Source organism: Streptomyces sp. CC224B (assembly GCF_030010595.1).
Lineage (GTDB): Bacteria > Actinomycetota > Actinomycetes > Streptomycetales > Streptomycetaceae > Streptomyces > Streptomyces longispororuber.
This window is the reverse complement of the sequence record NZ_JASCXL010000132.1, coordinates 1-26,565: the sequence shown is the minus strand read 5'-3', so window position 1 is coordinate 26,565 and position 26,565 is coordinate 1. Positions and strand designations below refer to the sequence as shown.

Annotated in this window: 22 protein-coding genes; 8 read left to right on the top strand and 14 right to left on the bottom strand. The window is 74.6% G+C overall.

Annotated features, from left to right (window positions below):
* Positions 1-184 precede the first annotated feature (184 nt).
* The 3 genes from QK440_RS35255 to QK440_RS35245 all read right to left on the bottom strand — a co-directional run bounded on the left by QK440_RS35255 (position 185) and on the right by QK440_RS35245 (position 3,173).
* Entirely contained in the window at positions 185-916 is a 732-nt protein-coding gene (locus QK440_RS35255; RefSeq protein WP_282797335.1) for an SseB family protein, read from the bottom strand.
* A gap of 77 nt (positions 917-993) precedes the next feature.
* Entirely contained in the window at positions 994-2,178 is a 1,185-nt protein-coding gene (mycP, locus tag QK440_RS35250; RefSeq protein WP_282797337.1) for a type VII secretion-associated serine protease mycosin, read from the bottom strand.
* A 62-nt stretch (positions 2,179-2,240) separates the two neighbouring features.
* Complete coding sequence (locus tag QK440_RS35245; RefSeq protein WP_282797334.1) at positions 2,241-3,173, bottom strand: hypothetical protein; 933 nt, start codon at positions 3,171-3,173, stop codon at positions 2,241-2,243.
* Between the two features lie 1,188 nt (positions 3,174-4,361).
* On the opposite strand from QK440_RS35245, the gene QK440_RS35240 reads away from it, so the two are divergent.
* A complete protein-coding gene (locus QK440_RS35240) occupies positions 4,362-5,588 on the top strand; it encodes an amino acid deaminase/aldolase (protein WP_282797333.1) in 1,227 nt (408 codons plus the stop codon).
* A gap of 40 nt (positions 5,589-5,628) precedes the next feature.
* Here QK440_RS35240 and QK440_RS35235 read toward each other — a convergent pair whose 3' ends face one another.
* The 5 genes from QK440_RS35235 to QK440_RS35215 form a co-directional block, all read right to left on the bottom strand.
* Positions 5,629-6,618: a DUF2510 domain-containing protein gene (locus QK440_RS35235; protein ID WP_282797332.1), complete on the bottom strand. Its 990-nt coding sequence runs from the start codon at positions 6,616-6,618 to the stop codon at positions 5,629-5,631.
* 54 nt (positions 6,619-6,672) lie between these two features.
* Positions 6,673-7,971, bottom strand: coding sequence for a haloacid dehalogenase-like hydrolase (locus tag QK440_RS35230; protein WP_282797331.1), 1,299 nt, complete (start codon positions 7,969-7,971; stop codon positions 6,673-6,675).
* A gap of 93 nt (positions 7,972-8,064) precedes the next feature.
* Positions 8,065-8,847 carry a 3-oxoacyl-ACP reductase gene (locus QK440_RS35225; protein WP_282797330.1) on the bottom strand — a complete coding sequence of 261 codons (783 nt, stop codon included), beginning with the start codon at positions 8,845-8,847 and terminating at the stop codon, positions 8,065-8,067.
* A gap of 7 nt (positions 8,848-8,854) precedes the next feature.
* Entirely contained in the window at positions 8,855-10,207 is a 1,353-nt protein-coding gene (locus QK440_RS35220; protein ID WP_282797329.1) for an aldehyde dehydrogenase family protein, read from the bottom strand.
* An 8-nt stretch (positions 10,208-10,215) separates the two neighbouring features.
* Positions 10,216-11,625: a glutamine synthetase family protein gene (locus QK440_RS35215; protein WP_282797328.1), complete on the bottom strand. Its 1,410-nt coding sequence runs from the start codon at positions 11,623-11,625 to the stop codon at positions 10,216-10,218.
* Between the two features lie 78 nt (positions 11,626-11,703).
* On the opposite strand from QK440_RS35215, the gene QK440_RS35210 reads away from it, so the two are divergent.
* The 3 genes from QK440_RS35210 to QK440_RS35200 all read left to right on the top strand — a co-directional run bounded on the left by QK440_RS35210 (position 11,704) and on the right by QK440_RS35200 (position 14,771).
* Positions 11,704-12,429, top strand: coding sequence for an FCD domain-containing protein (locus QK440_RS35210; protein ID WP_282797327.1), 726 nt, complete (start codon positions 11,704-11,706; stop codon positions 12,427-12,429).
* 143 nt (positions 12,430-12,572) lie between these two features.
* Positions 12,573-14,024, top strand: a complete 1,452-nt coding sequence (gene eat, locus QK440_RS35205) for an ethanolamine permease (RefSeq protein WP_282797326.1) — start codon at positions 12,573-12,575, stop codon at positions 14,022-14,024.
* A gap of 24 nt (positions 14,025-14,048) precedes the next feature.
* Positions 14,049-14,771, top strand: coding sequence for a gamma-glutamyl-gamma-aminobutyrate hydrolase family protein (locus QK440_RS35200; RefSeq protein WP_282797325.1), 723 nt, complete (start codon positions 14,049-14,051; stop codon positions 14,769-14,771).
* A 169-nt stretch (positions 14,772-14,940) separates the two neighbouring features.
* Here the strand turns inward: QK440_RS35200 and QK440_RS35195 are convergent, their stop codons facing one another.
* Positions 14,941-15,879, bottom strand: a complete 939-nt coding sequence (locus QK440_RS35195) for a LysR family transcriptional regulator (RefSeq protein ID WP_282797324.1) — start codon at positions 15,877-15,879, stop codon at positions 14,941-14,943.
* A gap of 70 nt (positions 15,880-15,949) precedes the next feature.
* Between QK440_RS35195 and QK440_RS35190 the strand changes: the two genes are divergently transcribed.
* Entirely contained in the window at positions 15,950-17,059 is a 1,110-nt protein-coding gene (locus tag QK440_RS35190; RefSeq protein WP_282797323.1) for a TDT family transporter, read from the top strand.
* Positions 17,060-17,092: 33 nt separating this feature from the next.
* Here the strand turns inward: QK440_RS35190 and QK440_RS35185 are convergent, their stop codons facing one another.
* From QK440_RS35185 to QK440_RS35170, 4 genes are all read right to left on the bottom strand, one after another.
* A complete protein-coding gene (locus QK440_RS35185) occupies positions 17,093-17,830 on the bottom strand; it encodes a helical backbone metal receptor (protein ID WP_282797322.1) in 738 nt (245 codons plus the stop codon).
* A gap of 3 nt (positions 17,831-17,833) precedes the next feature.
* Positions 17,834-18,409 (bottom strand): XRE family transcriptional regulator, encoded by a 576-nt coding sequence (locus QK440_RS35180; RefSeq protein WP_282797321.1) that lies wholly within the window; start codon positions 18,407-18,409, stop codon positions 17,834-17,836.
* Between the two features lie 298 nt (positions 18,410-18,707).
* Positions 18,708-21,323 (bottom strand): ABC transporter permease/substrate binding protein, encoded by a 2,616-nt coding sequence (locus QK440_RS35175; RefSeq protein ID WP_282797320.1) that lies wholly within the window; start codon positions 21,321-21,323, stop codon positions 18,708-18,710.
* On the bottom strand, positions 21,316-22,506 hold the full coding sequence (locus QK440_RS35170) for a glycine betaine/L-proline ABC transporter ATP-binding protein (RefSeq protein WP_282797319.1): 1,191 nt from the start codon (positions 22,504-22,506) through the stop codon (positions 21,316-21,318). Before QK440_RS35170 ends, QK440_RS35175 begins: the two co-directional genes overlap by 8 nt.
* Before the next feature lie 251 nt (positions 22,507-22,757).
* Here QK440_RS35170 and QK440_RS35165 point away from each other — a divergent pair, with 251 nt between their 5' ends.
* Together QK440_RS35165 and QK440_RS35160 are read left to right on the top strand one after the other, a co-directional pair.
* On the top strand, positions 22,758-23,663 hold the full coding sequence (locus QK440_RS35165) for a 5'-3' exonuclease (RefSeq protein WP_282797336.1): 906 nt from the start codon (positions 22,758-22,760) through the stop codon (positions 23,661-23,663).
* 87 nt (positions 23,664-23,750) lie between these two features.
* Positions 23,751-24,590: a siderophore-interacting protein gene (locus QK440_RS35160; RefSeq protein ID WP_282797318.1), complete on the top strand. Its 840-nt coding sequence runs from the start codon at positions 23,751-23,753 to the stop codon at positions 24,588-24,590.
* A 234-nt stretch (positions 24,591-24,824) separates the two neighbouring features.
* Here the strand turns inward: QK440_RS35160 and QK440_RS35155 are convergent, their stop codons facing one another.
* Entirely contained in the window at positions 24,825-25,406 is a 582-nt protein-coding gene (locus tag QK440_RS35155; protein WP_282797317.1) for a GNAT family N-acetyltransferase, read from the bottom strand.
* A gap of 79 nt (positions 25,407-25,485) precedes the next feature.
* Here QK440_RS35155 and QK440_RS35150 point away from each other — a divergent pair, with 79 nt between their 5' ends.
* On the top strand, positions 25,486-26,475 hold the full coding sequence (locus QK440_RS35150; RefSeq protein WP_282797316.1) for a pseudouridine synthase: 990 nt from the start codon (positions 25,486-25,488) through the stop codon (positions 26,473-26,475).
* The last annotated feature ends 90 nt before the right edge of the window (positions 26,476-26,565 follow it).

The window sequence follows — 26,565 nt, the reverse complement described above, 5'->3', positions numbered from 1 at the left end:
TCGGGGGGGGGGGGGGTGGGGGGGCCCGCCCCGCGGGGGCGCTCCCCCGACCTGGGGCCCCCCCCCCGCTGCGGGGGGGGGGGGGGGGGCGACGTCGCGCCGCGCGGGGAACGAACGGGCACACCCGGACACGTCAGGACGGCACACCCCAGCACGTCAGGACGCAGGAGTACGCACGCGGGCGTCAGGGACGTACGTAGAAGGGCTCGCCCGGGGGCGTCGCCTCGGCCGGCAGCAGGGCCAGGTCGAGGCCGCGCACCAGGCGGGCCCTCAGTGTGTCGTCGGCGGCCAGGGCCTTGGCCACGCGCTGGACGGTCTCGGCCGGGGCGGCGCCGGGGTCGAGGACCAGGGCGAGGGTGCCGTCGGCCGAGCCGGGGCCGAGGTGGGCGCGCGCCACGGCGGGCTCGGCGGCGACGGCGGCGTGGACGGCGGCACGCACGGCCGGGTCGGTGAGGGCGTCGGTGCTGTGCCGCCCCTCGGCGAGGGCGAGGAGCGCGGGGCGGTTCAGCTCGTACGGCACGGGCCCGGCGAGGTCGAGGACGATCGTGTCGGCCTTCTCGTGGGCGGCCGCCTGGAGGGCCTGGTGCAGCGGTACGGCGACGGGGCGGGCGGCCGGGTCCCACAGGGCGAGCGCCTCGGTGGAGGTGAACGCGGGCAGGGCCGTGCGGTGGCCCGCCTTGAGGGTCGGCACCGCCATGTCGCTGGTCTTCTCCCTGCGGAGCCCGTTCTCGTCCTCTTCCACCTCGCCGAGGACGGCGACCACGGGGACGAGGAGCCGGGCGCCGGCCAGCGCCTTGAGGACCGGCCCGTGGGCGGTCCGGTCCTGGGACCAGGCCGCCAGCGCCGCGCTCAGCTCGGGGTCGGCGGAGCCGTCGTCGTCGGAGAAACCGGGGTCCGGGATGTTCTTGGTCTGCACGTCCTCGACAGTAGCCCGCCGCCGTGCGGCCGATGCCGCCCGCCCTCCCCTCCGCCGCCCGGGGTGCGGCGGCGGGGTCACCGCCGCCGGCGGAGCGGGCGGCCGCGCCAGAGGTACGCGCCGGCGGCCAGCAGGGCGGCGCCCAGGGCTCCGGCCACCGGGCCGAGCCAGCCGGAGGAGGGGGCGTCGCCCGGCCGCCGGTCGGGGCCCGGGCCGAAGTACTTCTCGGCGTACGGCTTGCCGTACGAGGTCGTCCTCGGCGCGTCCGGCTTCAGCTCGGCGGCGCGGCGCAGCGCGGCGACGGGGTCGATGAGGCCGAAGCCGCGGGAGTCGTCGCGGCCGCCCACGGGGGCGTCGCGGGCGGTGTCCTGGAGGAGCCGTTTGATCTGTGCCGGGGCGAGGCCGGGGTGGGCGGCGCGGATCAGGGCGACGGCGCCGGAGACGAAGGCGGAGGCGGCGCTGGTGCCCCAGCCCTCGTAGTACTTGCGGTCGGGGTCGGCGATGACGATGTCGTCGCCGGGCGCGCCGACGGTGGCGTACCAGCGGCGGGTGGAGAAGGTGGCCCGGGCGCCGTTCTCGTCGACGGCCGTCGCGACGATCACGCCCGGGTAGGCGGCGGGGTAGGAGATGTGGTCGCCGCGCTCGCCGCCGTTGCCCGCCGAGGCGACGACGACGGCGCCCTTCTGGAGGGCGTACTGGACGGCGGCGTCCTCGGCGGGTTCGGGGTGCGCGGACTTGGAGTCGTCGCCCAGGGAGAGGTTGATGACGTCGGCGCCGTGGTCGGCGGCCCAGCGGATGCCCGCGGCGAGGGCGTTGCCGCGGGTCTGGCGGGCCTTGCCGCGGGCCGGGTCGCCGTCCTCCAGGATCACGCGGACGGGCAGGATCTTCGCCCCGGGGGCGATGCCGAGCACGCCGTCGCCCCGGTCCCTGCCGTGGCCGTGCCCGGCGACGATGCCGGCCATGGCGGTGCCGTGCCGGGCCCAGGTCCGGTCGCCCCGGCCGGCGCCGAAGCCCACCATGTCCTTGCCGGGCAGGACGCTGCCCTTCAGGTCGGGGTGGCTGTCGTCGACGCCGGTGTCCAGGACGGCGACGGTGACGCCCTCGCCCTTGGTGGTGCGCCAGGCCCGCTCGGCGCCCATGGCGTCCAGGGCCCACTGCTGGGAGCGGATGCCGTCGTCGGCGTGGGCCGGTGCCGCGGGCAGCAGTGTCCCGCCGAGGGCGAGGGCCGCGGCGAGGACCGGGGCACGGAAGCGTTTCGCCACCGGCGGGCGCAGGGGGCGCGGCCCGTGCGGCGGGGCCGGGCGGCCGGTCCGGCGTGCGGGGCTCAACGGACCGCCTCCGGGCCCGCGGCGGCGGTCTTGCGCAGACCGCGTTCGACGCGGTCGGCGATGCCCTTGGCGTCGTTGCCGAGGCCCGCCTGGGCGGGGGCGGAGGTCGCGCCGGTCCGCATGGCGTCGGCGGCGGGTTCGGGCTCGGTGACGGGGCGGCCGTCGGCGAACCCGGAGACGGCGTACGCGACGACCGGCGCGTCGGGCAGGACCGACAGGGTCCAGGTGGCGCGCTGCGCGTCGCCGAAGCCCGCGGCGGGGGTGCCGGGGGCGGCGTACGTACGGGGCATCAGGTCGGTGCGCCGGTCCAGGCCCTCCTCGGTGAACCGGGTGCGCAGCGCGCGCATGGCCTCGGCGTCGGCCCGGGTGAACAGCAGGCCCACGGTGGTGAGGTGGCTCTTCGTGGCGTCGGTGTAGGTGGCGCGCAGCAGCCGCTGGCAGCCGACGGGGGCGAGGGCCTTGCGCAGCAGCGGGTCGAAGGCGCGGGCGCAGCCGCTGTCGGGGGCGACGGCGACGCGGTTCCAGGTCCGGTCGGCGCCGCCGGGGCCCGCGCCCTCGCCCTTGAGGGTGGGCGGGAAGAGCGTGTCGACGGGAAGGCTGTGCCAGAGCTTCCCGGCGGCGGCGTAGGTGCCGCGGGCGCTCTGCGCGCCGTCCGGCCCGCCGGTCAGCCAACTGCCCGTCGCGGCGCCGCCGATGAGCCCGAGCCCCAGCACGGCGCAGGCCGCGGCGGCGGCCAGGCGGGGCCGCAGCCAGGCGCCGACGGGGCGCAGCCGGGTGGTGGTGTCGTCGTACAGCGCGGGCCGGGCCAGGAACACGAAGGGGCGGTGCGCGTCGCCGCGCGGGGTCAGGTCGACGGCCCCCACGGGCCTGCGCGCGGCCGGCGTGGCCGCCGCGCGTGCCCGTGGCGCCTGCCGCGGGGCCGCGTCCACGTCCGCGTCCGGGGTACGGGTGGGGCGCGGGGGTGCGGAGGGGCGCGGGGGCGGGGCTGCTGGGGCTGCTGAGTCCGACGGGAGTACCGGGGGTGCTGCTGAGACTGGCGGGACGGCTGGGGCGGGGGGCACGTCTGGCAGGCGTGCGGAGGCGGGGGGTGGCGGCGGGGCGCCTGGGGCCTCTGGGACGTGCGGGGCTACAGGGGCCTTCGTCACCACCGGGGCGTGCGGGACTACAGGGGTGCTCGTCGCCACCGGGGCGTTGGAGGCTTCCGAGGCATTCGGGGCCTCCGGGGCTTCTGCGACTTGCGTGGCCTTTGCGACCTCCGTGACGTCCGCGGCCTTCGCAGCTTTCGGGGCCTCCGGGGCCTCCGGGGCCTCCGGGGCCTCCGGGGCCTCCGGGGTGCCCGGGGCCTCCGTAGCCCGCGGGGCCTGCGTCACCCCCGAGGCCACCGAGGCCTCCGTAACTCGCCGAGCCTCCGCAACCCCTGAGGCCACCGGAACCCCCGGAACTGCCGGGGCCTCCACAGCCTCCGAGCCACGAGCGTCCTCAAGGACCGCCGCCCCGGAACGGGCGGCGTCCGACGCGGGCTCGCGCCGCGTACGCGTGGGGTCGAGGCGGTCGAAGGGGGCCAACAGGTCGGCGACGACGGCGGCCTCGTACGCCTCCGCGGCCGGGCCGGTGGCCGGAGGCGGAACCGGAGCCGGGCTCGCAGCCAGGGGCCGGGGCGGCGCCGGCGGCAGGCCCGCGGCCGGGGGCGGGACCGGGGCCGGGGGCGGGACCGGGCCGGTGTCCGGAAGGCCCGTGCCCCGCGAGGAGTTCGCGGAGAGCTGCTCGCGGCCCACGGGAGGCCGTGCGTCGGGGAAGCGTGCGCTCGCGGGCGGAGGGGGCAGTTCCGACGGGGCCGGGAACAGGGCCGGATCCAAGGCCGCGGTGGTCCCGGCGGGGCCGTCCGGGGTGTCGTCGTGTCGCGCGGGCACCCGCGGTGACGTGCCGGGACGTGGTGGGACGGGGGGCCGTCGCGCCTCCGTGCTCATGCACCCCCCGTTCGGTCTCGTCGCGCGCTCCCTGCGTGGCGTCACTTTACGGGTTGACATGAGCCGCGCGGGAACCCCGTCCGCACCCCGGGACGATCTGTCCGGAACGTCCCCCTACCCTCCGGTAGCGCTGTCTGGCAGGCTGCGCGCATGACAGGCCGAGCCGCTGACTTCGCCAGGGACCGGGACGCGGACCGGGCCCGTTACGACCGGGCCACCGCGCACCTCGACGCGCCGCTCGCGCTCGTCGACGTGACGGCGTTCGACGCCAACGCCGACGACCTGGTGCGCAGGGCGGGCGGGAAGCCGATCCGGGTCGCGAGCAAGTCCGTGCGCTGCCGGGCGCTGCTCGAACGGGCGCTGGCGCGGGACGGGTTCGCCGGGGTCATGTCGTTCACGCTCGCGGAGTCGCTGTGGCTGGCCCGCTCCGGCTTCGACGACGTGCTGCTCGCGTACCCGTCGGCGGACCGGGCGGGCTTCGCCGAGCTGGCGGCCGATCCGAAGCTCGCGGCGGCGGTGACGGTGACGGTCGACGACCCCGCGCAGCTGCGGCTGATCGAGGAGGCGCGCGGCGACGGGCGCGAACAGGTGCGCGTGTGCCTGGAGTTGGACACGTCGCTGAAGCTCCTCGGCGGCCGGGTGCGGATCGGCGCGCGCCGCTCGCCGCTGCACGACCCCGTCCAGGTGGCGGCGCTGGCCCGGGCGATCGCGCGGCGGCCGGGGTTCCGGCTCGTGGGCGTGATGGCGTACGAGGGGCATGTGGCCGGGGTGGGGGACGCCGTCGCGGGGCGTCCGGCCCGGTCGCAGGCGGTACGGCTGATGCAGTCCGCCGCGCGCAAGGAGCTGGCGGCCCGGCGCGCGGCGGCGGTCCGCGCGGTGCGGGAGGCCGTGGGCGACCTGGAGTTCGTGAACGGCGGCGGCACCGGCAGCGTGCAGCACACGGCCGCCGAGGACGCGGTGACGGAGATCGCCGCCGGTTCGGGCCTGTTCGTGCCGCGCCTCTTCGACCACTACACGTCGTTCAGCGGGCGCCCGGCGGCGCTCTTCGCGCAGCCGGTCGTCCGCAGGCCGGGGCCCGGCGTGGTGACGGTGCTCGGCGGCGGCTATCCGGCGTCGGGGGTCGCGGGGCCCGACCGCTCGCCGGAGCCGTATCTGCCGCGGGGCCTGCGGTACGACCCGCAGGAGGGCGCGGGCGAGGTGCAGACGCCGCTGCTCGGGCCCGCCGCGGACGACCTGCGCGTCGGGGACAAGGTGTGGTTCCGGCACGCCAAGGCCGGTGAGCTGTGCGAGCGGTTCGCCGCGCTGCACCTGGTCGAGGGCGAGCGGGTGACCGGGACCGTACCGACGTACCGGGGTGAGGGGCACACCTTCCTGTGACGCCCGCGGGCGCACGGGCGCGGGGGCGCGCGGCGGGGGGTTACGGCGTCGGGCCGACGCTGCTGCCCACTCCGCCGCCGGTGGCGCTGTCGCCGACGGGGCGGATGCCGTCGACGACCTTCTCGATGTCGGACAGCGGCGGCGCGCCCGCGCCCGCGTCGAGCTGGAAGCGGACGACGACCATGGCCTCGGAGCCGGTACTCGAGGGGAAGGCGAGGGACTGCACGTAGCCGCCCGGGCCGTCCTTGGTGTACACCCGCCAGCGCACGTAGTAGCCGCCGCGCCCGGCGACGGCGACCGTGCCGCTCCTCACCTGCTCGTGCCGGGTGATCCCGCCGAACGGCTTGCGGTCCAGGGCGTCGTGGTCGTACGCGGCGTCGGCGGCGTCCTTGATGTCGGCGGTGGCGAGCTTCTTCGGGGAGCGCTCGTCGGTGCCGGTGGCGGTCTGCGAGGTGATCTTCCCGTGGCGGCACAGGCCGGGGTCGCCGGGGCAGTCGTAGGTGCCGGGGGTCTGCAGGGCCGTCTCGTCGCCGACGGTGTGCTCGGCCTTCTCCCAGCCGTCGGGGACGGGCAGCGTGATGCCGTTGAGCTGGTCGACGAGGGTGTCGGGGTCCTCGGTCGGCGAGGGTGACGCGGTGGGCGCCGCCGTCGTGGGGCTCGGCGCGGGCGGCGCGGAGGTGGCGGGCGCGGGCCCGGCCGTCGGGTCGCCGTCGTCGTCCTGGAGGACCAGGAAGCCGGTGACGATCGAGGCGACGAGCACGGCGCCGGCCACGCCCAGCGCCACGGCCTTGGCGCGGCGGCCGCCGGTCCGCGCGGGCAGCGGCTGGACCGCCGTGGTGGAGAAGCCGGGCCCGTGCGCCGCGGCACCCGGCCCGGGCGGCACCGGGACGGGCCCGGAGCCCGGCTGCGCCGCCGCACCCTGGGGTGCCGGGGCGCGCCGGTGCTCGGTCCACGCGGACCCGTCCCACCAGCGCTCGGCGGCGGTCTGGGACGGGTCCGGGTACCAGCCGGGAGGAGGCGACATGCTCATCCCGGCACTCTAGGACGTGGCGCGGCGGCCGGTACAACCAGCCGGGTCACGCGGTCAGTGGACGCTGTCCCGCTGGTCGGGGACGACGGAGCCGTCCGGGCGGAGGACGGGCGTCCTGCGGCCGTCGGGCGCGTTGTACGCGGTCGTCGAGCAGGGGTAGGTGCCCGACTTCTGCGGCAGCGGCTCGATGAACATGGGGTTCACGACCCACCGGCCGTCGGCGTTGTCGTACGCGCGGCACATGAACTCGCTCTTGTTGCGGTTCAGGACCAGGTGCGCGCCGGTGGCGTCGCCGACGAACGTCACGTCGGTGTCGGCGTCGCCGCCGCCGACCGCGATGCGCTTGCCCCAGCGCTGCTCGTCCCAGGCCTTCTTCCCCTTGACCTTGAAGATCTCCTGGTTGACGAAGCAGCGCTTGCCGTCGATGTACGGGATGACGTCGCCCTTGTTGGCGCCGACGCCGCCGCAGCCCTGGTTCCGGGTGGTGATGCGGCCCTCGCGGTCGAGGACGGAGCGGATCGCGATGGTGTGCTTCCGGTCGATGCCGACGCCGCGCGACCACACCTCGGCGACGGGCTCGGAGCCCGCGGAGACGATGTAGACGTCGAACCCGGCCTTCTTCAGGGTGCGGATCAGGTCGCGCTGCTGCGCGTAGTAGCGGGCGTAGCCGGGCACGGTGTGGCTGCCGACGGTGCGGGTGGTGCCGACCGGCGCGGCGAGTGCCTCCGCGCGGGCCTTCTTCGCGTACGCCTCCACCTGCTTGACGGTGTGTCCGGCGAAGAGCTGCGGCACCCAGGCGTACTGCGGGACGGTGCGGCGGTGGTTCCAGGTGCCGGCGAAGGCGGCGGCGCCGCTCATGGTGGTGCCGTCCTCGCGGATCTGGAGGATCTCGTCGGCGCAGTCGGTGTCGGTGGAGGTCGGCAGCGGCTTGCCGACGGGCACCGTGGTGCCGCAGGCGCGGGTCAGGGCGCGGTGGCCCGCGTCCGTCATCCACTTGCTGGAGGACTTCCAGCTCTTCGGGCGCAGGATCTTGTCGTGCCGCAGCGCCCAGCTGATGGTGGCGTCGGTGACGTCGTTCTTGACGACGGTGTTGTCCCAGTCGAAGGCGGCGACCGGGCGCTGGTGCCCACCGTGCCCGAGGTGCGGGTCGGAGCAGGTGCCCCGCTCGTCGATGACCTTCTGGAGGCGGGCGCGGTTGTCGCCGTACCAGGTGAGCTTCTTCGAGAGCTGGGGGCAGTGGGCGCCGGAGTGCGACGCGGGCGCGGCCGTGGCGGCGGCTGCGGGAAGCGCGACGGACCCGGCCACCAGGGCGGCGGCCGCGGCCAGCGTCGCACAAACGTTTCTGTTACGCATGTGCGTGGACGCTACAGCAGTTCTGGGAGCCCGTAGAAGGGCCGGGCGCCCGGTGGCGCCCGGCCGTGCCGGGGAGGCGGTCTCCCGGTGCGCCTACAGGGGCGTGACGTACGCCCCGGAGATGCCGCCGTCGACGAGGAAGTCGGTCGCGTTCACGAACGCGGCGTCGTCGCTGGCGAGGAACGCGACCGCCGCCGCGATCTCCTCGGCCTCCGCGAAGCGGCCCACGGGGATGTGCACGAGGCGGCGGGCGGCCCGCTCGGGGTCCTTGGCGAACAGCTCTTGGAGCAGCGGGGTGTTGACCGGCCCCGGGCACAGCGCGTTGACGCGGATGCCCTCGCGCGCGAACTGCACGCCCAGCTCGCGGGACATGGCGAGCACGCCGCCCTTGGACGCGGTGTACGAGATCTGCGAGGTCGCGGCGCCCATGCGGGCCACGAACGACGCGGTGTTGATGATGGAGCCCTTGCCCTGGCGGCGCATGTAGGGGATGGCGGCCTTGCAGCACAGGTAGACGGAGGTGAGGTTGACCTCCTGGACGCGCTTCCAGGCCTCCAGGCCGGTGTCGAGGATGGAGTCGTCGTCGGGCGGCGAGATGCCCGCGTTGTTGAACGCGACGTCGACGCTGCCGTAGGTGTCGTACGCGGTCCTGAACAGGGCCTCGACCTGCTCGGCGTCGGTGACGTCGACCTTCACGTACGTCCCGCCGACGTCCTCGGCGGCCTTCTTGCCCGCGCTCTCGTCGATGTCGCCGCACACCACGTGCGCACCCTCGGAGGCCAGGCGGCGTGCGGTGGCGAGGCCGATGCCGCTGCCCGCGCCGGTGACGACGGCGGTGCGGCCGACGAGGCGGCGGCAGATGTTCTCAGAAGTCATGGGGAGCTCAGGCCTCCGTGCTGATGAAGACGTTCTTGGTCTCGGTGAAGGCGGCGAGGGCGTCCGGGCCGAGCTCGCGCCCGAGGCCGGACTGGCCGTAGCCGCCGAAGGGGGTCCAGTAGCGCACGCTGGAGTGCGAGTTGACGGACAGGTTGCCCGCCTTGACGGCCTGGGAGACGCGCAGGGCACGGCCCACGTCGCGGGTCCAGACCGAGCCGGACAGGCCGTACTCGGTGGCGTTGGCGAGCCGGATCGCCTCGGCCTCGTCCGCGAAGGGCAGCACGACGGCGACCGGGCCGAAGACCTCCTCGACGGCGACCGGGGAGGCGGGGTCGGCGTCGGTGAGGACGGTCGGCGGGAACCAGAAGCCGGGCCCCTCGGGGGCGCTGCCGCGGATGCCCGCGCCCGCGGGCACGTACGACCGCACCCGTTCGAGCTGGGACCGGGAGATCAGCGGGCCCATCTGGGTCTTCTCGTCGGCCGGGTCGCCGACGACGTACGACTCGACGGCCGGTGCCAGGACCTCCAGGAAGCGGTCGTACACCGGGCGCTGGACGAGGATGCGGGTGCGGGCGCAGCAGTCCTGGCCGGAGTTGTCGAGGAACGAGCCGGGGGCGGCGAGGGCGGCGGCCTCCACGTCGGCGTCGGCGAAGACGATGTTCGGGCTCTTGCCGCCGAGTTCGAGGGTCACGCGCTTCACGCGGTCGGCGCACCTGGCCATGATCCGCTTGCCGACGCGGGTGGAGCCGGTGAACACGATCTTGGCGACGCCGGGGTGCTCGACCAGCGCGTTCCCGGCGACCGCCCCCTCGCCCGGCAGGACCTGGAACAGGTTCTCGGGCAGGCCCGCCTCCAGGGCCAGCTCGGCCAGGCGCAGGGCGGTCAGCGGGGTGGTCTCGGCGGGTTTGAGGAGGACCGCGTTGCCCGCCGCGAGGGCCGGGGCGGTGCCCCAGGCGGCGATGGGCATCGGGAAGTTCCAGGGCGCGATGACGCCGACGACGCCGAGGGGTTCGAGGATCGTCAGGTCGAGGCCGCCGGGGACCGGGATCTGGCGGCCGGTGAGGCGCTCGACGCCGCCCGCCGCGTAGTCGAGCAGGTCGCGGGCGTTGCCCGCCTCCCAGCGGGCGTTGCCGATGACGTGCCCGGCCTCGCGCACCTCCAGCCGGGCGAGCTCCTCGATGTGGCCGTCGACGACGGCGGCGAAGCGGCGCAGCAGCCGGGCGCGGTCGGCGGGGGCGGCGGCGGCCCACCCGGCCTGGGCCCGCGCGGCCCGCGCGACGGCCGCGTCGACGTCCTCGGCGGTGGCGGCGGGGACGGTCGCGACGACGTCCTCGGTCGCGGGGTTCAGTACCTCGAGCACGTCGGGCCTCACAGTCGTTCGAAGGAGCGGCGCAGCTCCCAGTCGGTCACCGCGGAGTCGAAGGCGTCCAGCTCGACCCGCGCCATGTTGCGGTAGTGCGCGACGACCTCGTCGCCGAACGCGGCCTTGGCGACGGGGCTGTTCTCCCACAGCTCGGCGGCCTCGCGCAGGGTCGTCGGGACGTGCGCGTAGTCGGCGGTGTAGGCGTTGCCGGCGCACGGCTCGGGCAGTTCCAGCTTCTGCTCGACGCCGTACAGGCCCGCGGCGACCAGACCGGCGACCGCCAGGTACGGGTTGACGTCGCCGCCGGGGAGGCGGTTCTCGAAGCGCAGCGAGCGGCCGTGGCCGACGACGCGCAGGGCGCAGGTGCGGTTGTCGTGGCCCCAGGCGACCGCGGTGGGGGCGAAGGAGCCGGGCCGGAAGCGCTTGTAGGAGTTGATGTGGGGCGCGTACAGCAGGCTGAAGTCGCGCAGCGCGGCGAGCTGTCCGGCGAGGAAGTGGCGCATGAGGGGCGACATGCCTCCCCCGGGCTCCCGGTCCCGCCCGGGCTGGGGGGAGCCCCCCGGGCCGTCCGGCGAACCGGCCATGGCGTTGTTGCCGTCGGCGTCCTGGAGCGAGAGGTGGATGTGGCAGGAGTTGCCCTCGCGCTCGTTGTACTTCGCCATGAAGGTGATCGACACGCCCTCCTGGGCGGCGATCTCCTTGGCGCCGGTCTTGTAGAGCGCGTGCTGGTCGCAGGTGACGAGGGCCTCGTCGTAGCGGAACACGATCTCGTGCTGGCCGGGGTTGCACTCACCCTTGGCGGACTCCACGGTCAGGCCCGCGCCCGCCATCTCGTTGCGGATGCGGCGCAGCAGCGGCTCGACGCGGCCGGTGCCGAGGACGGAGTAGTCGATGTTGTACTGGTTGGCCGGGGTCAGGCCCCGGTAGCCGGCGTCCCAGGCCTGTTCGTAGGTGTCCTTGAAGACGATGAACTCCAGCTCGGTGCCGACGTGCGCGGTCAGGCCGAGCTCGGCGAGGCGGTCGAGCTGGCGGCGCAGTATCTGCCGGGGGGCCGCGACCACGGGTGAGCCGTCGTTCCAGGCGAGGTCGGCGACGAGCAGGGCCGTGCCCTCGTGCCAGGGGATGCGGCGCAGGGTGGTCAGGTCGGGGCGCATGGCGAAGTCGCCGTAGCCGCGCTCCCAGGAGGACATGGCGTACCCGTCGACCGTGTTCATCTCCGTGTCGACGGCCAGGAGGTAGTTGCAGCCCTCCGTGCCGTGCTCCAGGACCTCGTCCAGGAAGAACGGGGCGGCGAACCGCTTGCCCTGGAGCCGCCCTTGCATGTCGGGGAAGGCCAGGACGACAGTGTCGATCTCTCCGCCCGCCACGAGGGCACGCAGCTCCTCGACGGCGAGCGGGGGTGTGCGGTCTGCCACGGGAAAAGCCTCCTTGGGTCAGCCGAGTGGCCATAAGGTATTGCCGAGAACCATTGCTTGGGAAGGGGGTGCCACGACATGTCGCACGCGGATGCCGACGGGGGCCTCGCGACGGTGCTGCGGCCGGTGCGGGCCGGCAACGGCTTCGAGGAGGCCCTGGAGCAGATCCTCCAGGTCGTCCGGCTCGGCCTGGTGCCGGGCGGCGAGCGGCTGCCGTCGGAGCGGGAGCTGGCCGACCGGCTCGGCATCAGCAGGGTCACGCTGCGGGAGGTCCTGAAGGTCCTCCAGGACCAGGGGCTCGTGGAGTCGCGGCGGGGGCGCTACGGCGGCACGTTCGTGCGCCCGCGCCCCGAGGCGCCCGGCGAGGACGAGCTGCGCCGGCGCATCAAGGACGTCGACGTGGAGGACGCGCTGCGCTTCCGCGAGGTCCTGGAGGTCGGCGCCGCCGGGCTGTGCGCGGCCGACGGGCTGGACGGCGAGCGGGCCGGGCGGCTGCGCGCCGCCCTCGCGGACACCCACGACGCGCCGCTGGCCGACTACCGGCGGCGGGACACCTTCCTGCACCTCACGCTGGCCGAGCTGTCCGGCTCGCCGACGCTCACCGCGCAGTACGCGGCGGTCCGCGCGACGGTGAACGACCTGCTCGACTGCATCCCGCTCCTGGTGCGCAACCTGGAGCACTCCCAGCGCCAGCACACGGCCCTGGTGGAGGCCGTGCTCGACGGCGACGCGGACGCGGCGCGGGAGATCTCACGCGAGCACTGCGCGGGGACGGCGGCGCTGCTGCGGGGGTTCCTGACCTGACCCGTCCCGCACGGGCCGCGGGACGCGCCGCACGGGAGGGGACCGTTAACCGGCACGTTACGGTCACAGGTCTTGCTTTCTGCCCGCCCACCCCGCAAAGGTATGGCACCAATCCATTGCCGCAGCCTCAGGGGAGCTCCCTCATGCCGCAGGAGTCCACCACGCCACGCGCCGCCGCAGGGGACGACCACGACGACTATCTGGAGCGGCGCGCGCTGCGCCGCGGGAACGCCGGGTGGGTGCTCCTCACCGGCCTCGGCGTCGCCTACGTCGTCTCCGGCGACTACTCGGGCTGGAACTCGGGCCTGAAGGAGGGCGGCTTCGGCGGCCTGGCCATCGCGATGGTCCTGATGGGCGTGATGTACACCTGCATGGTGTTCTCGCTCGCCGAGCTGTCGTCCGTCCTGCCGACGGCCGGCGGCGGCTACGGCTTCGCCCGCCGCGCCCTCGGCCCCTGGGGCGGCTTCCTGACCGGCACGGCGATCCTCATCGAGTACGTCCTCGCGCCCGCCGCGATCTCCATCTTCATCGGCGACTACGTGGAGTCGCTCGGGCTCTTCGGCCTGGAGTCGGGCTGGCCGGTCTACCTGGCCTGCTTCGTCGTCTTCATCGGCATCCACCTGTGGGGCGTCGGCGAGGCCCTGCGGTTCAGCTTCGTCGTCACGGGCATCGCGGTGGTGGCGCTGCTGGTGTTCGCGGTGGGCGCGTTCCTCGACTTCGACGCGTCGAAGCTGAACGACATCCCGGTGGACCACGACGCCTTCGGCGCCACCTCGTGGCTGCCGCTGGGCATCCTCGGCATCTGGGCGGCGTTCCCGTTCGGCATGTGGTTCTTCCTGGGCGTGGAGGGCGTACCGCTGGCCGCCGAGGAGACGAAGGACCCGGCGCGCACGCTGCCGCGGGCGATCCGCTGGTCGATGTTCATCCTCGTCGGGCTCGCGCTGCTCACCTTCTTCGCGTCGGCGGGCGCGCGCGGCTCGGCCGCCATCCAGTCGACCGGCAACCCGCTGGTGGACGCCCTCCAGCCGGACGGCGAGCGGACGGCCCTGAGCCGCGTCATCAACTACGCGGGCCTCGCGGGCCTGGTGGCCTCCTTCTTCTCCCTCATCTACGCCGGTTCGCGCCAGCTCTTCGCCCTGTCCCGGGCGGGGTACCTGCCCCGCTTCCTGTCCCTGACCAGCCGCCGCAAGGCGCCCTACCTGGGCCTGCTGGTGCCGGGGGCGATCGGCTTCTCGCTGGCCGCCGCGACCGGCGACGGCGCGCGCATGCTGAACGTCGCGGTGTTCGGCGCGACCATCTCCTACGCCCTGATGTCGCTGTCCCACATCGTGCTGCGGCGCCGCGAGCCCGCCCTGCCCCGGCCCTACCGCACGCCCGGCGGCGTCCTGACGTCGTCGGTGGCGCTGGCCCTCGCGTGCGCGGCGCTCGTGGCGACGTTCCTGGTGGACGTCACGGCGGCGGTCATCGCGCTCGGCGTGTACGGGGTGGCGATCGCGTACTTCGGCCTCTACAGCCGCAAGCACCTGGTGGCACGGGCGCCCGAGGAGGAGTTCGCCGCGCTGGCCGCGGCGGAGGCCGAACTGGAACGCAAGTAGCACGACAGCAAGGGGAGTACGAGCGTGAACGGGACCGTCCGCCGACCGCTGATCGGCGTGAGCACCTATCTGGAGGCCGAGGCGCGCTGGGGCGTCTGGACGCTGCCGGCCGCGCTGCTGCCCGCCGGGTACCCGCGTCTGGTGCAGGCGGCGGGCGGCCTGGCGGCGATGGTGCCGCCGGACGACCCCGCGTACGCGACCGACGTCGTCGCCCGCCTCGACGCCGTCGTCGTCGCGGGAGGCCCCGACGTCGAGCCGTCCCGCTACGGCGCCCCGCGCGACGCCCGTACGGGCCCGCCCGCCACGGAGCGGGACGCCTGGGAACTCGCCCTGATCGAGGCGGCCCTGGCCACGGGCACGCCCCTGCTCGGCATCTGCCGCGGGATGCAGCTCCTGAACGTCGCCCTGGGCGGCACGCTCATCCAGCACCTGGACGGGCACGCCGTGGCGCGCGGCGTCTTCGGCACCCACCCGGTCACGCCGGTGCCCGGCACGCGGTACGCGTCCGTGGTCCCCGACGCGGCGACGGACGTCCCCACGTACCACCACCAGGCGGTGGACGTCCTGGGCCGGAACCTGATCGCGTCCGCCCACGCCGCCGACGGCACCATCGAGGCCGTCGAACTCCCCGGCCCCACCTGGACCCTGGGCGTCCAATGGCACCCGGAAATGGGCACGGACACCCGCTTGATGGAGTCCCTGGTACAGGCGGCGTCCAGGACGCACGCGAACGCGTCCATCCTGTGACACCGTCCCCGGGGACAAGCGCCCCGTAGGGGCGCGGGGAACTGCGCGAGCAACCACACACACCCCGCAGGCAAAGGACAACGGAAGGAGGAAGGAGGAAGGAGGGAGGAGAGAGGAGGGAGGACAACGCAGGCCGCAGGCCAGGCAAGCCCCCGAGCACAGCCGGCCGCTAGGCCCCCCGCGTCAGCCCGAGCAGCTCCCGCGCCGGCCCCGCCGGCACATGCCCCACAGGCCACACGGCCCGCAGCTCGCGCCGCAGGCGCATCCGCACCCCCACCACCGGCACCCGCACCAGGCGCCCCGCCAGAACCTCCTCCCCCACCGCCAGCTCACTGAGCACCGCCGGCCCCGCGCCGCTCACCGCCGCGGACTTCACGGCCGTGGTGGACGACAGCTCCATGAGCGGCGCCGCGAGCCCGCCCAGGGCCGCGTCCAGGACCTGCCGCGTACCGGAGCCCTCCTCGCGCAGGATCAGCGGCGTCCCGGCGAGCTCCGCCGCGGCCACCGGCGCGCGCCGCCGCGCCCAGGCGTGCCCGGGCGCGGTCACCACGACCAGCCGGTCGTGCCCGACCACCGCCGCGTCCAGGCCCGCGGGCACCCGCAGGCCCTCCACGAACCCGAGGTCCGCGTGCCCGCCGAGCAGCCGCTCGGCGACCTGCGCGGAGTTGCCCGCCAGCAGCGCCACGGCCGTACCGGGACGCCGCGCGCGCAGCGCGATCAGCCAGCCCGGCAGCAGGTACTCGGCGATGGTCATGCTCGCCGCGACCCGCAGCCGCGAGTCGCGGCGGTCGCGCAGCGCCTGCGCCCCCGCGTCGAAGGCCTCGGCCGCCTCCACGATCCGGCGCGCCCAGTCGGTGACGAGGGCGCCCGCCTCGGTCAGCCGCGAGCCGCGCGGCGAGCGGTCCACGAGGGCCACGCCGAGCTGCCGCTCCATGGACCGCACGCGCCCGCTCGCGGCGGGCTGGCTGATGCCGAGCTCACGCGCCGCCCGGCCGAGGCTGCCCAGGCGCGCGACGGCGAGCAGCAGCTCCAGGGCCGCCAGGTCCGGCACCCGGTGCGCGAGCGGTGCTCCGGGGGCGCCGGGCGGGCCGGGGGGCTGCGAGGTCATCAGCCCAGGTTATGTCCTCATAGGCACATGATCCCTACCGCGCCGGATCCGGCGGGCGCACCGTGGGGCCATGGTCACCGCAGCACACAGCCGCCCCCGCCCGCGCACGGGCCCCCTGGCCGCCGTCCGCCACCTCGGCCCGAACTGGTACGCGTCCGTCATGGGCACGGCGATCGTCGCCAACGCGGGCGTCGCCCTGCCGGGCGCCGTCCCGGGCCTGCGCACGGCCTGCGCCGCCGTGTGGGCGCTGTCCCTGCTGATGCTGGCCGCGCTGCTCGCGGCCCGGACCGCGCACTGGCTCCACCACCGCGACCAGGCGCGGGCGCACCTCCTGGACCCGGCGGTGGCACCCTTCTACGGCTGTCTGTCCATGGCCCTGCTCGCGGTCGGCGCCGCCACCGTGCTGGTGGGCCGGGACTGGATCGGCCTCGGCGCGGCGGTCGCGCTCGACGCCGTGCTCTTCGCCGCCGGTACGGCGACCGGTCTCGCCGCGGCGGTCGCCGTCCCGTACCTGATGGTGGTCCGGCACGAGGTCAGGGCCGACCAGGCGTCCCCGGTGTGGCTGCTGCCCGTGGTGGCGCCCATGGTCGCCGCGGCCGTCGGGCCGCTGCTCGTGCCGCACCTGCCGCCCGGGCAGGCGCGGGAGACGCTGCTCTACTCCTGTGCCGCGATGTTCGGCGTCAGCCTGCTGGCCACCCTGGTGATACTGCCGCTGGTCTTCGCCCGGCTGGTGGCGGGCCCGCCGCTGCCGCTCGCGCTCACCCCGACGGTGTTCCTCGTCCTGGGCCCGCTCGGGCAGTCCACGACCGCCGCGAACGCGTTCGCCGACGCGGCCGACGGCCTGCTGCCCGCCCCCCTCGACCGGGGCTTCGCGGTGTTCGCCGTGCTGTACGGCGTGCCGGTGCTCGGCTTCGCCCTGCTGTGGCTGGCGCTGGCGACCGCGCTGGTGGCCCGCGCCCGGCGTGCGGGCATGGGCTTCGCGATGACGTGGTGGGCGTTCACCTTCCCCGTCGGCACCTGCGCCACGGGCGCCGCGGCCCTGGGCGGGCACACCGGCCTCGCCGCCTACGACTGGCTGGCCACGGGCCTCTTCGTGCTCCTGGTGACCGCCTGGGCGGTGGCCCTGGCCCGGACCGCCCGCGGCCTGCTCGACGGCCGGCTGCTCGCGGCACCCCGCTGAGGCCCGACGGCCGACCGGCCCCCCGGCCGAGGCTCAGCGGCGGCCCGCCCCGAGTGCCGCGCCCAGCACCCTCGGCGCCTCGGCCAGCGACGGCCCGTACCACGTGAGGTGGCGGCCGCTGACCAGTGCGGCGGGCAGGCCCGGAAACGCCTCGGGGCCGTCCTCGGCGGTGAAGCGGTACGGCTCGTCCGGCAGGACCACCAGGTCGAGGTCCGCGGTGCGCAGCTCGTCCAGCGGGATGCGGGGATAGCGCTCGGCGTGCGTCGCGTACGCGTTGTCGACGCCAAGGCGGCGGAGGAGGTCCCCCGCGAACGTGTCCCGGCCGAGCACCATCCAGGGCTTGCGCCAGACGGGCACGGCCGCCCGCCGCCTGTGGCCGGGAGGCGGCAGGTCCCGCCAGACCTCCTCGGCCCGCTCCAGCCAGCGGGGCCGCGGGGGCCCGCCGCACGCGGTGAGCACCCGGGACAGCTCGCGGAAGGCCTGGTCGAGCCCGCGCACCTCGGTGACGAGGACCTCCAGGCCGGCCGCGCGCAGGGCGGCCACGTCGGCGGGGCGGTTCTCCTCCTCGTTGGCGATCACCAGGTCGGGGACGAGCGCCTCGATGGCGGACAGGGAGGGGTTCTTCGTGCCACCGATCCGGGTGACGCCGAGGACGTCGAGGCCCGCCGGATGGCTGCACCAGTCCGTGGCCCCGACCAGGGCGCCCGGCACGGTCTCGGCGACCGCCTCCGTGAGCGACGGCACCAGGGAGACCACCCGCACACCGGGCATCGGTCAGTGCCGCCCGGCGTCCGTGGCCTCGATGTGGTCGCCCACGGCGACGACGAGCACCCGCGCGTCGGCGGCCGTGGCCCGCCAGCGGTGCCGTACGCCCCCGGTCAGGTAGAGGCTGTCGCCGCGCCCGAGGCGGTAGGCGCGGCCCTCGGCCTCCACCTCGACGGCGCCGCCGATGACGTACATCAGCTCGTCGTTGCGGTGCTGGAACTCGCGGCCCTCGTCGTGGTCGCCGACGTACTCGAAGACGTGGAGCTGGTGGTGGCCGCGCACCAGGTCCCGCACGTGCGTCTCGGTGGTGCCGCCCGCCAGGCTCACCTCGTCGGCGGCGCGCACCAGGTCGACGGTGCCGGTCGGGTCGGCGGCGGCGAGCAGCTCGACGGCGGTGGTGCCGAGCGCGTCGGCCACCCGCTCCAGGGAGCGCATGCTGGGCCGGGCCCGCTCGTTCTCCACCTGGCTCAGGAACGGCACCGAGAGGCCGCTGCGCCGGGAGACGACCGCGAGGGTGAGCTCGAGCTGGCGGCGGCGCCGCCGCACGGCCGAGCCCACCCGGAGGTTTTCCTTGTGCTCGTCCATCGCCTCGGCTCCCTCCTTCTTCCGCGCGCTTCGGCCGACGCGTGCCGCCGGACCGTCCTGGCCGGTGCCTTCACCCTGAGGGGTTTCCTGCACCCTACGCATGTTCGCCAAACGGTTTTACCCAGTTGGCCGCTCTGCGCGCCGGTTGCGGCCGCGCGCGGGCTGTGCGTGCCGGTCGCGGGCGCCCCGGCCCGCGCGCCCGGCCGCATGCCGGACGGGCCGGACACCTGCCCCTGGGGCAAGTATCCGGCCGGTCGCCGAAGGATCGATACACCTGCGGTGGAGCCGGTCCCGGCTGCTACTGCGGGGCCATGCGTCCCGGAACCTCCGGGTGCTCCTTCAGCCACGCGGCGACGGCCTCCTCCTCGTGGCCCTTGCCGCGCTTCTTGATCTCGTTCTCCAGGCCCGCGAGCTCGGCCTCGCTCATCCGGAAGCCCTTGAACCACTTGGTGAGCTGCGGGTACTGCTCGGGGAACTTCTTGCTGGTGATGGTGCGGAGCGTGTCGCCCTTGCCGAAGGCGCCCTTGGGGTCCTTCAGCTTGGTGAGCCCGTACTCGCTGTAGGCCCAGTGCGGCGACCACAGCAGGACCGCGACCGGCTCCTTCTTGGCGTAGGCACGCTTCAGCTCGGCGAGCATCGCGGGCGTCGAGCCGCTGGCGATCTTGTACTCGCCCTCGAGTCCGTAGCGGGGCAGCACCTCGTCCTTGAGCTTCTGCATGACACCGGTGCCCGGTTCGATGCCGACGATCTTGCCGTGGAAGGTGTCGCCCTTGCCCTTGAGGTCCGCCAGGGACTTCACGTCCTTGACGTAGGACGGCACGGCGACCTCCAGGGACGTGGGGCTGTACCAGGTGCCCAGGTCGACGAGGTTCTCCTTGTGCTTGTCCCAGTAGTTCTTCTGCGTACTGGGCAGCCAGGCGTCGAAGTTCACGTCGATGTCGCCGCGCGCGAGGCCGGTGTAGACCGGGCCCACGTCGGACTGCGACAGCTTCATCCTGTAGCCGCGCCGCTCCAGGACGTTCTTCCACAGGTAGGTGACGGCGACGTCCTCGTCCCACGGGAACCAGGCGACGTTCAGCGTCCGCTTCGCCTCCGCGGGGGCCGCGCCCGTGCCGCTCACCGGGGCCCACTTGTCGACCAGGCCGGGGTTCTTCTTCAGCCAGGCGCGCACGGCCTGCTGCTGGTTGCCCTTGCCCGCCTTGTTGATCTCGGCTTCGAGGCTGGTGAGCTGCTTCTCGCTCATCTTGAAGTCCTTGAGCCAGGCTCCGACCTCGGGGTGCTCCTTCGCGAAGCCGTCGCGCGCGACGGTGTGCACGCCGTCGCCCTTGCCCCAGGCGCCCTTCGGGTCCTTCAGCTTCTTCAGGTCGAAGTCGCTGTAGGCCCAGTGCGGGGACCACAGCGTCACCACGACGGGCTGCTTCTTGGCGTACGCGCGCTTCAGCTCGGCGAGCATCGCGGGCGTGGAGCCGTCGACGACCTCGAAGTCCTTCTCCAGGCCGTAGGCCTTGAGGACCTTGTCCTTGAGGAGCTTCATCATCCCGGCGCTGGACTCGATGCCGATGATCTTGCCCTTGAAGGTGCCCTTCCTCGCCTTGAGGTCCTCCAGGGAGTCGACGCCCTTCATGTACGCGGGGACGCTCAGCTCCAGGGAGGTCGGCCCGTACCAGGCCCCCAGGTCGTCGAGCTTGTCGTCGTACTTCTTCCAGTACGAGGCGTGCGTCGTCGGCAGCCAGGCGTCGGTCTGGAAGTCGATGCCGCCCTGGGCGAGCGAGGTGTACAGCGGGCCCGCGTCGAGCTGCTTGGCGTTCACCTCGAAGCCGCGCCGCTCCAGGATCTCCTTCCACAGGAAGGTGGAGGCCACGCCCTCGTCCCAGGGGATGTAGCCGATGTCCAGCTGCTTGCCGTGGCCGACGTTCTCGCCGTCGGAGGCGGCGGTCGCCTTGCCGTCCGAGCCGCCGAAGACGCCCATGCCGCCCGCGACGAGCGCGAGGACGACCACGCCGATCACCGCGAACGCCGGGCGGGGGCGGTAGCTCCACAGCTTCAGGCCCTGCGCGGCGCGCGCCCTGGCGGCGGCGCGGCGGCCGAGCGGCGACACCTGCGTGCCCAGGGCGGCGGTCATGCGGTCCAGGTAGATCGCGAGGATCACGATGGAGACGCCGGACTCGGCGCCGAGGCCGACGTCGAGCTGGCCGATGGACTCGTTCACGTCGGCGCCGAGGCCGCCGGTGCCGACCATGCCCGCGATGGCGGCCATCGACAGGCCCAGCATGATGACCTGGTTGACCCCGGCCATGATGGTCGGCAGGGCGAGCGGGAGCTGCACCCGGAACAGCACGTTGCGCGGTGTCGTGCCGAACGCGTCGGCCGCCTCCACCAGCTCCTTGTCGACCTGGCGGATGCCGAGCTCCGTCATCCGCACGCCGGGCGCGAGGGCGAAGATCAGCGTCGCGACGATGCCCGCCGGGCCGCCCATGCCGAAGAACAGGATGGCCGGGATGAGGTAGATCATCGCGGGCAGCGTCTGCATCAGGTCGAGCACGGGCCGCAGCAGCGCCCCGACCCGGCGGGAGCGGGCCGCCCAGATGCCGAGCGGCACGGAGACCACCAGCGCGATGACCGTCGCCACGAGCACCAGGGACAGCGTCACCATGGCGTTGTCCCACAGCTCCAGCGAGTCGATGAACGCGAAGCCGGCGAAGGACAGCACACCGGCGGACAGACCGCGCAGCCAGCACGCGACAACGGCGAAGATGCCCGCGAGGAGCAGCGGCTCGGGAGCCTGGAGGACGTCCGTGAGGGTGTCGTTCATGCCGCTGAGCACGGACTCGATGAAGTCGAACAGCCAGGCGAGATGTTCGGTGAGCCAGTCGACCGCGTCGTTGACCCGGTCGCCGAGATGGATCCTAGGCACCGCTGCTCACCTTGCCCGTGCTCCTGCCGCCCTCGTCCCCGGTCCTGCGTATGCGTACGGCCGTGTCCTTCGGCTGCTGTGCCGGGACGACGGCGTCCGCGGGGGCCGCGGGCCGCGTGCCCGGCTCGCCGAGCGCGGCCAGCAGCCGCGCCCGGGACACGACGCCGACGAGGGAGCCGTCCGGGCCGGTCACGGCCACGGCGACGCCGCTGGTGGAGCACGGCGTGAACAGCTCGATCACCGGGGTGTCGGCGGAGACGGTGGCGGGGGCCGCCGCGAGCACGTCGGCGGCGCTGCGCAGCTTCGTGCCCTCCGGCGTCGTCGTCCCGTACACGGTCTCCGGACCGGCCATGACGGCGCCCGCGGTCAGCACGCGGGCGCGGTCGACGTCCTGGGTGAACGCGGCGACGTAGTCGTTGGCCGGGGTGGTGAGGATGTCCTCGGCGGTGCCGGTCTGGACGATGCGGCCGTCGCGCATGACGGCGATCCGGTCGCCGAGCCGCATGGCCTCGTTGAGGTCGTGGGTGATGAAGACGATGGTCTTCTTCAGGGTCTGCTGGAGTTCGAGGAGCTGGTCCTGCATGTCGCGGCGGATCAGCGGGTCGAGCGCGCTGAACGACTCGTCCATGAGCAGCAGGTCGGCGTCCGTGGCCAGGGCGCGGGCCAGGCCGACGCGCTGCTGCATTCCACCGGACAGCTCGTCGGGCCAGGACTTCTCCCAGCCCTTGAGGCCGGCCAGTTCGAGCGCCTCGGTGGCCCGCTTCTCGCGCTCCCCGCGCGGCAGGCCCTGCACCTCCAGGCCGTACGCGGCGTTCTCGAGCACACTGCGGTGCGGGAAGAGCGCGAAGTGCTGGAACACCATGCTGATCTTGCGGGCGCGCACCTGGCGCAGCTCGCGGGCGCTCAGCGAGGTCAGGTCCTGACCGTCGAAGAGCACCTGCCCGGCCGTCGGGTCCGAGAGCCCGTTGAGCATGCGCAGCAACGTGGACTTGCCGGATCCGGAGAGACCCATGACGACGAAGATCTGGCCCGGCTCGACGGTGAAGGTCGCGTCGATGACCGCGGCGGTGGTCCCCTCGGCGCGCAGTTCCTCACGGTCGGCTCCGTCGCGGAGCCTGCGCACCGCGTCGTCGGGTCGTCTGCCGAACACTTTGTACAGATGCTCGGCTTGCAGCCTGGACACATACACCTCTCGGGTCGAACGGAGACGGCCCGCTCCTCCCCCACGGCAGGCCGTGGAGCCGTGCGGGGTCCGCCCGCTCACCCATCAAGATGTTGAAAACTCGACCGGTACTGCTCCGCGTCGCCCCTGCCCCCGCTTTCCCAGCCCAAACCATGAAGTGGCCCACGTCACAGCGGCCTCGGAGGAGCTCCCGCGGGGGCCAGGCCGCCGTCGGGCATGATGCGAGGGTGACTCAGCACACCCGGCGGCTCATGCTGCTCGACACGGCGTCCCTGTACTTCCGGGCCTACTTCGGCGTCCCCGAATCCGTGAAGGCCCCCGACGGCACCCCGGTCAACGCGGTCCGCGGCCTCCTGGAGTTCATCACCCGCCTCGTCCAGGACCACCGCCCGGACGACCTGGTCGCCTGCATGGACGCGGACTGGCGGCCGCAGTGGCGCGTGGACCTGATCCCCTCGTACAAGGCCCACCGCGTCGCCGAGGAGGTGCCCGCGGGCCCGGACGTGGAGGAGACCCCGGACACGCTCTCCCCGCAGGTCCCGGTGATCGAGGACGTCCTCGACGCGCTCGGCATCGCCCGCGTGGGCGTTCCCGCGTACGAGGCGGACGACGTGATCGGCACGTACACGGCCCGCGCCGCGGGCCCGGTCGACATCATCACGGGCGACCGCGACCTGTTCCAGCTCGTGGACGACGCGCGCGGCGTCCGCGTCCTGTACCCGCTGAAGGGCGTCGGCAGCCTCCAGGTCACCGACGAGGCCCTGCTGCGCGAGAAGTACGGCGTCGACGGCCCCGGCTACGCGGACCTCGCCCTGCTGCGCGGCGACCCCAGCGACGGCCTGCCGGGCGTCCCCGGCATCGGCGAGAAGACCGCGGCCAAGCTGCTCGACGCCTTCGGCGACCTGGCCGGGATCATGGCGGCGGTCGACGACCCCGCGGCCAGGCTGACGCCCACGCAGCGCAAGCGGCTCGACGAGGCGCGCCCCTACCTGGCCGTCGCGCCGAAGGTGGTCAAGGTCGCGGACGACGTACCGCTGCCGGAGGTGGAGGTCGCGCTGCCGCGCGAGCCGCGCGACCCGGCCGCCCTGGACGAACTCGCCCGGCGCTGGGGCCTCGGGGGGTCGCTCAGCCGGCTGCTGTCCACGCTCCAGGGCTGAGCGAGGGCTCCAGGGCCGAGCAAGGTGGGCGGCCAGGGCGGGTGTTAAGTTAGGGGAACCTAACAATAGTGGATCAGGGGATCAGCCATGGCAGAGCGGCCCGCACGCAAGACTCCGAAGCCCCACGTCGCCCAGGTCGTCCGCACCGAACGTCTCACCCCTCACATGCAGCGCGTGGTGCTCGGCGGCGACGGCCTCGCCGAGTTCACGGCCGGGGACTGCACCGACCACTACGTGAAGGTCCTGTTCGCCCCGCCGGGGGTGACCTACCCGGAGCCCTTCGACCTCCAGCGCGTCCGCGAGGAGCTGCCGCGCGAGCAGTGGCCCGTCACCCGGACGTACACGGTGCGCTGGTGGGACCCGCAGGCCCGCGAGCTGGCCCTGGACTTCGTGGTGCACGGCGACGAGGGCCTGGCCGGGCCGTGGGCGCTGCGGGCGCAGCCGGGCGAGACGGTACGCCTGCTCGGGCCCGGCGGGGCGTACGCGCCGGACCCGGCCGCCGACTGGCACCTGATCGCCGGTGACGAGAGCGCGCTGCCCGCCATCGCCGCCGCGCTCGAAGCGCTGCCGGAGGGTGCCGAGGTACGGGCCTTCGTGGAGGTCGAGGGCCCCGAGGAGGAGCAGAAGATCTCCACCGACGCGGAGGTGGTCTGGCTGCACCGCCAGGGTCGCCCGGTCGGGCGGGCCCTGGTCGAGGCCGTCCGCGCGCTGGACTTCCCGGCGGGTACGCCGCAGGCGTTCGTGCACGGGGAGGCGGGCTTCGTGAGGGAGATCCGCCGCATCCTGCGCGTCGAGCACCAGGTGCCGCGGGAGCGGTTGTCCGTGTCCGGGTACTGGCGGCTCGGGCACAACGAGGATGGGTGGCAGGCGTCCAAGCGGGAGTGGAACGCGCAGGTGGAGGCCGAGCAGGAGCTGCGCTCGGCCTGAGCGGGGCCCCGCCGGGCGCGGGGGCTCCGCCCCCGCTGCCCCCCTCCTTCCCCTCGTCGTCGCCTGCGCGCGCGTCGTGGCCGGTCGCGCAGTTCCCCGCGCCCCCAAACAGGCACCCCCGGCCGCGGCCCCGCGCCCCCAGACAGGCACCCCCTGGCCACAGCCCCGCGCACTGGACAGGCGGTTTTCCCTCGTCGTCGCGCCTCCGGACAGGTGTCTCTCGCCAGGTCCCTGTTACGCGGGGCGTATGCGGGCGTGTAGGTGCATGTCGTGCCAGCCGTCCTCGTGGAGGGCTGCGCTGCGTTGGGTGCCTTCGGGGGTGTAGCCCGTTCTGAGGGCCACGCGGCAGGAGGGTTCGTTGCGGGTGGAGTGGCGGAGTTCCAGGCGGTGCAGGCCGAGGTCGTCGAAGGCCCATGCGGTGAGGGCCGTGACCGCGCGGGAGGCCACTCCCCTGCCGCGGGCGCGCGGCATGGTCCAGTACGCCATCTCCGCCTGGCCGTCCGCGAGCGTGATCATGCGTAGGGCCACCCGGCCGAGGACCTCGTCGGTGTCCGCGTCGGCGACCGCCCACTGGGCGCTGGTCTCGTCGGCGTACTCCGTGCGCCAGGTCTCCATCCAGGAGCGGACCTCGTCCTCGGAGTCCGCCGCCCGCGCGTGCCACCGCTGGATCACCGGGTCCTGGAACGCCTCGTACACGCTGGGGGCGTCCTTCGGCGTCCAGGGGCGCAGGGTCAGGCCGCCGGGCGCGGGCATCGTCGGCTGTGGGCGGTCCGCGAGGGCGCCGGGCTCGACCACGTTCGAGATCATGTAGGGCATGCCCCCATGGTGCGGTCCGGCCCGTGCCGGGGACAGTGGTTTTCCGCACCCCGCCGACCTGCCCGTACGCTGGTCCGCCGTGAGACGACGAACCCGCGTGCCGCCCGCCCCGCTCCCCCAGCGCGAGGGCGTCGACCCGGTGCGGGTCCGCCTCCCGGAGGGCGACGCGTGGGCCACCGTGCGGGACCACCTCGTGGCGCGGCTCGCGGCCGGGCCCGGCGTCGTCGACCGGATGCTGCGCGAGGGGCGGATCGTCGGCGCGGACGGCGCGCCGCTGTCGCCGGCCACCCCGTACGCGGCCGGCCTGTACGTGTGGTTCCACCGGGACCTGCCCGCCGAGCCCCGGGTGCCCGGGGACCTGCACGTGGTGTACCGCGACGAGCACATCGTCGTCGCCGACAAGCCGCACTTCCTCGCGACGATGCCGCGCGGCACCCACGTCGCCGAGACCGCCCTCGCCCGGCTGCGGGCCCGCCTCGGCATCCCCGCGCTCAGCGCCGCGCACCGCCTGGACCGGCTCACCGCCGGGCTGCTCCTGTTCACGGTGCGGCCCGAGGAGCGCGGCGCGTACCAGACGCTGTTCCGCGACCGCCGGGTGCGCAAGGAGTACGAGGCGGTGGCCGCGTACGACCCGGACGTGCCGCTGCCGCGCACCGTGCGCAGCCACCTCGTCAAGGAGCGGGGCGTCCTCGCCGCCTACGAGGTGCCGGGCGCCGCGCCGAACAGCGAGAGCCGGGTCGAACTGCTGGCGCACGACGGCCGCCTCGGGCGCTACCGGCTGCTGCCGCGCACCGGCCGCACCCATCAACTGCGCGTCCACATGAACGCGCTCGGCCTGCCGCTGCTCGGCGATCCGCTCTACCCGGTGGTGCGCGGGCCGGTGGCGCCGGACGACTTCCGGCGCCCGCTGCAACTCCTCGCCCGGGTCCTGGAGTTCACGGACCCGGTCACCGGCACCGCGCACCGCTTCGTCAGCGGGCGGGCCCTGGACGCGTGGGAGTCGTACGCGGCCTGGGCCGGCGGCGGCGAGCGGGCGGAGCCCGGCCCGCCGCCCCCGGGCGATCCGTAGCGCGCCGCCCCGGCCGGGCGTCAGCGGCCGCGCCACCACTGCTGGAGCCGCCGCCAGACGCCCTTGCGCCGGACCGGCGCGGGCGGCGCG

Coding starts and splice junctions, on each gene's coding strand:
- eat (WP_282797326.1), top strand. CDS start 12,573: ATGCCGCAGGAGTCCACCACGCCACGCGCCGCCGCAGGGGACGACCAC.
- QK440_RS35185 (WP_282797322.1), bottom strand. CDS start 17,830: ATGCCCGGTGTGCGGGTGGTCTCCCTGGTGCCGTCGCTCACGGAGGCG.
- QK440_RS35195 (WP_282797324.1), bottom strand. CDS start 15,879: ATGACCTCGCAGCCCCCCGGCCCGCCCGGCGCCCCCGGAGCACCGCTC.
- QK440_RS35165 (WP_282797336.1), top strand. CDS start 22,758: ATGCTGCTCGACACGGCGTCCCTGTACTTCCGGGCCTACTTCGGCGTC.
- QK440_RS35235 (WP_282797332.1), bottom strand. CDS start 6,618: ATGAGCATGTCGCCTCCTCCCGGCTGGTACCCGGACCCGTCCCAGACC.
- QK440_RS35225 (WP_282797330.1), bottom strand. CDS start 8,847: ATGACTTCTGAGAACATCTGCCGCCGCCTCGTCGGCCGCACCGCCGTC.
- QK440_RS35230 (WP_282797331.1), bottom strand. CDS start 7,971: ATGCGTAACAGAAACGTTTGTGCGACGCTGGCCGCGGCCGCCGCCCTG.
- QK440_RS35190 (WP_282797323.1), top strand. CDS start 15,950: ATGGTCACCGCAGCACACAGCCGCCCCCGCCCGCGCACGGGCCCCCTG.
- QK440_RS35240 (WP_282797333.1), top strand. CDS start 4,362: ATGACAGGCCGAGCCGCTGACTTCGCCAGGGACCGGGACGCGGACCGG.
- QK440_RS35155 (WP_282797317.1), bottom strand. CDS start 25,406: ATGCCCTACATGATCTCGAACGTGGTCGAGCCCGGCGCCCTCGCGGAC.
- QK440_RS35180 (WP_282797321.1), bottom strand. CDS start 18,409: ATGGACGAGCACAAGGAAAACCTCCGGGTGGGCTCGGCCGTGCGGCGG.
- QK440_RS35160 (WP_282797318.1), top strand. CDS start 23,751: ATGGCAGAGCGGCCCGCACGCAAGACTCCGAAGCCCCACGTCGCCCAG.
- QK440_RS35210 (WP_282797327.1), top strand. CDS start 11,704: ATGTCGCACGCGGATGCCGACGGGGGCCTCGCGACGGTGCTGCGGCCG.